Here is a 3858-nt window from a genome sequence, read left to right as displayed (position 1 = left end):
GGTGTTTTTGCGTCAGCAAGCTTAACGCCTACGGTGTTAAATTGTATTCTGGTGTTTAATTAATTACTTGTAGGCGAGTTGCTTGCCACCGCGTTTCAAAATGTGGTGTGGTGTTTTTGCGTCAGTAAGCTTAACGCCTACGGGTGTTAAATTTTACTCTGGTGTTTAATTAATTACTTGTAGGCGAGTGGCTTGCCACCGCGAACAGGTTAAAGGTGCTAGGAACTCGCTGTTCGAAGCCCGAACTCATTCACTCCCTATAAAGCTTTGCGCTGCTAACTTGATCCTAAATTGATTTAAACACTCTATAAAGGATCTATTATGAAGGCTGTTATCCCTGTTGCGGGTCTTGGTACACGTATGTTGCCAATGACTAAAGCTATTCCAAAAGAAATGCTCCCACTGGTTGATAAACCACTTATTCAATACATAGTGAATGAGTGTGTTGCTGCGGGTATTAAAGAAATTGTGCTTGTTACTCATAGCTCTAAAAATGCGATTGAAAACCATTTTGATACTAGCTTTGAACTTGAAGCGACACTTGAAAAACGCGTAAAGCGTAAGTTACTTGATGAAGTGCGCTCTATTTGCCCACCTGATGTAACTATTTTACATGTGCGCCAAGGTGAAGCTAAAGGTTTGGGTCATGCAGTGTTGTGTGCTAAACCAATCATTGGTGATGAAGATTTTGTAGTTTTACTGCCTGATGTAATACTTGATGCTTATACTGCAGATCAAAAAACTGAAAACTTAGCGGCAATGATTGCACGTTTTAAAGCAACATCAGCAAGCCAAATTATGCTTGAACCCGTACCTGAGCAAGATGTATGTAAATACGGCATTGCTGATATAAATGGCGCTGTAATTACTGCGGGTGAAAGTGCGAAAATCAAAACAATGGTTGAAAAACCAAGTGTTGGTGACGCGCCATCAAACCTTGCTGTAGTTGGTCGTTATGTACTGTCAAAAACTATTTGGCAATTACTTGATAAAACTCCGGTTGGCGCAGGTGGTGAAATACAACTAACCGACGCTATTGATATGCTTATGAAAATTGAAACGGTTGAAGCATTTCATATGAGCGGCCGAGCTCATGACTGTGGTGATAAATTAGGTTATTTAAAAGCGATTGTTGAATACAGCATGCGTGATGAAAACCTAGGCGCTGGCTTTACAAGCTTTGTTGCAGAGTTAGTTAACCCTAAAAAACCAAGTCATTTAAAGGCAGTGTAAAATTTAGGTTTTAGGTTTTAGGTGCTAGGGATAAACTAGGGTCTAGGTTATTCCCTGTAACTTTACCTTTTGAGTTAGTTCAATCTTCATTAGTTGTCTTCTCTTTATTTAAAGTATGTTTTTTACGAGATTTATTTATAAAGGTGTTAGTAAACGCGCGTCAGCAAGCTTAACGCCTACGGTGTTAAAGTTTCTCGGTGTTAAATCACTTGTAGGCGAGTGGCTTGCCACCGCGTTTTAAAATGTGGTGTGGTGTTTTTGCGTCAGCAAGCTTAACGCCTACGGTGTTAAATTGTATTCTGGTGTTTAATCACTTGTAGGCGAGTGGCTTGCCACCGCGAAAGGTTTGTCATAGACGCTGCGCTTCAGAGGTGAGTAAAGGTACTAGGAGCTAGGGAAGTGACGAGGATAATTAATTAGCCTCGTGCACCGAGCTCCGAGCAATACAGCTAAGATTAGACTAAATTTAACACCGGGCTGCTCGTAGCCCGCTACTCGAAGCTCGTCAACGATTCCCCAATTTCAATTTTAATTCCTTCTCCTAATACCTCTCGATACTTTTGAGCTAATGCCTGTTTTGCATCATCATCACCGTGGACTATTTTTATCAAGCTAGGTTTTTTGCGCATGCCGGTTACAAATCTTATTAACCCCGCTTGATCTGCATGCGCGCTGTAGCCGCTGATTGTGTGTACTGCTGCGTTAATGGTGATTTTATGGTCATTAATATGCACATAACCATTACTTGGTCCATAGGTTTGAATATCTCGGCCGAGCGTGCCACGGCCTTGGTAGCCAACAAAAATCACATCGGTAGTTTTATCAGGTAAAAATCGCTCTAGGTAATTCACAATTCGCCCGCCGGTGCACATGCCACTAGCGGCAAGAATAATTGCGGGTTGTTTGCGTTTGCTTAGGTAATTAATTACGGCAATATGCTCTTGGTGGCTGTCGATAGTATGCAACTGCGCAAAGTTTAATGGATGGCGACCTTTGGCTAAGCGTTTTTTTGCTTCATCGTCCCAGAGGGTTTTAAATTTTCGATACTCTGTGGTGAAGTTAGCTGCCATAGGGGAGTCCACAATAACCTCTATATTTTGCCATGGTGAATTTTTAGCTGCGTTGTGAATTATTTGCTCCAGTTCGTACAGTAACTCTTGCGTACGGCCAATGCTAAACGCTGGCACTAATACAATGCCATTATCGGCAACGGCTTTTTCAATCACCTTTTTCAGTGTTTGCGTGCGTTCTTTTCGGCCTTGATGGTTTTTATCACCATAGGTTGACTCGATCACTAAAGTATCGGCTTTGTAAGGCGCTTTTGGGGAAGGCAGTAGCGGAGTATGCGGCGCTCCTAGGTCACCAGAAAATACCACGCGATGGGAATTCGGTTTTTTTCCTATATCTATTTCAACATAGGCGGAGCCTAAAATATGCCCGGCACGCTGTAAGCGAGCTTTCGCGGTGGGCTTGTTGCTGATGGTTGGTAAGTCAAACCAGCTATTAAATTCGATAGCGACAATACGCTTGGCAAGTAAGCTTAAACAGGCGTTAATAATTTTTTGATCTCGCGTTACACCGACTTTAAGTGCATCTTCAATCACTAATGGCAATAAACTCGCCGATGCCTTCGAAGTAAAAATAGGGCCAGTGAAACCAGCAGCAAATAAGTAAGGTATGCGGCCAACGTGGTCAATATGACAATGCGTAACAATCAGCGCAGTGACAGTTGAGATATCAAAGTCGATAGCTAAACTTGGCCCTGCGTCTTCCCCTTGAAAAAGCCCACAGTCAATTAACACCGATGAGTGTTGGTCATAATCCAACTGATGGCATGACCCCGTAACCCCATTCACCGCTCCATGATGGGTAATTTTCATGGTTGTTCCTTGTTGATTAAATTATACAAATTAGAAACAAGGTTAGGATAAAAAATGTCAAATTAAAAGGTTGGAGGTATTAGGGAAGTGACTAGGTGCTAGGAAGACAAAGGTCTTAGGTTTTAGGGAAGTGACTAGGACCTATAGCCTAAAACCTAGTTCCTATGTTTTAAATGTGGCTCGGTGTTTATGCGTCAGCAAGCTTAACGCCTACGGTGTTAAAGTTTACTTTGATGTTTAATCACTTACTTGTAGGCGAGTGGCTTGCCACCGCGTTTCAAGATGTGGTGTTTTGCGTCAGCAAGCTTAACGCCTACGGTGTTAAGGTTTATCTCGGTGTTAAATCACTTGTAGGCGAGTGGCTTGCCACCGCGATATTCAATATTGTTTCGGTGTTTTCGCGTCAGCAAGCTTAACGCCTACGGTGTTAAAGTTTATTTTGATGTTTAATTGATCACTTGTAGGCGAGTGGCTTGCCGCCGCTAAAAGGTCAAAGGTGCTAGGAAGGCAAGGGTACTAGGGAAGTGACTAGGACCTGCGCTTTAAGATCTGGTTCCTATATTTTAAAGCTTAGGCGCGGCTTTATGCCGCGCGGTTGTATTGAACCATCAGTCATTAGATTCCCCCTGTGTCAGGATAGTTGTCGCCTCTAACTTTTAATAGAGGCAGATAAAAATGAGACGTCGATTTACACAAGAATTTAAAGTTCAAGCGGTTGAAAAAGCATTATCTCAATGTGATGATG

General features: G+C 42.4%; 3 protein-coding genes. 2 read left to right on the top strand and 1 reads right to left on the bottom strand.

The window, feature by feature from the left end; translation table 11 throughout:
- Positions 1 to 321 precede the first annotated feature (321 nt).
- Complete coding sequence (gene galU, locus H5201_RS21620) at positions 322 to 1233, top strand: UTP--glucose-1-phosphate uridylyltransferase GalU (protein WP_182785365.1); 912 nt, start codon at positions 322 to 324, stop codon at positions 1231 to 1233.
- A 491-nt stretch (positions 1234 to 1724) separates the two neighbouring features.
- Here galU and H5201_RS21615 read toward each other — a convergent pair whose 3' ends face one another.
- Positions 1725 to 3113 (bottom strand): MBL fold metallo-hydrolase RNA specificity domain-containing protein, encoded by a 1389-nt coding sequence (locus H5201_RS21615; RefSeq protein WP_182785364.1) that lies wholly within the window; start codon positions 3111 to 3113, stop codon positions 1725 to 1727.
- A gap of 173 nt (positions 3114 to 3286) precedes the next feature.
- On the opposite strand from H5201_RS21615, the gene H5201_RS21610 reads away from it, so the two are divergent.
- Positions 3287 to 3529, top strand: coding sequence for a hypothetical protein (locus H5201_RS21610; protein ID WP_182785363.1), 243 nt, complete (start codon positions 3287 to 3289; stop codon positions 3527 to 3529).
- Positions 3530 to 3858: the final 329 nt, after the last annotated feature.

Source organism: Pseudoalteromonas sp. SG43-6, assembly GCF_014164365.1.
GTDB lineage: Bacteria > Pseudomonadota > Gammaproteobacteria > Enterobacterales > Alteromonadaceae > Pseudoalteromonas > Pseudoalteromonas rhizosphaerae.
Note: the sequence above shows the minus strand (reverse complement) of the source record. Positions and strands in the feature narration are given on the sequence as shown.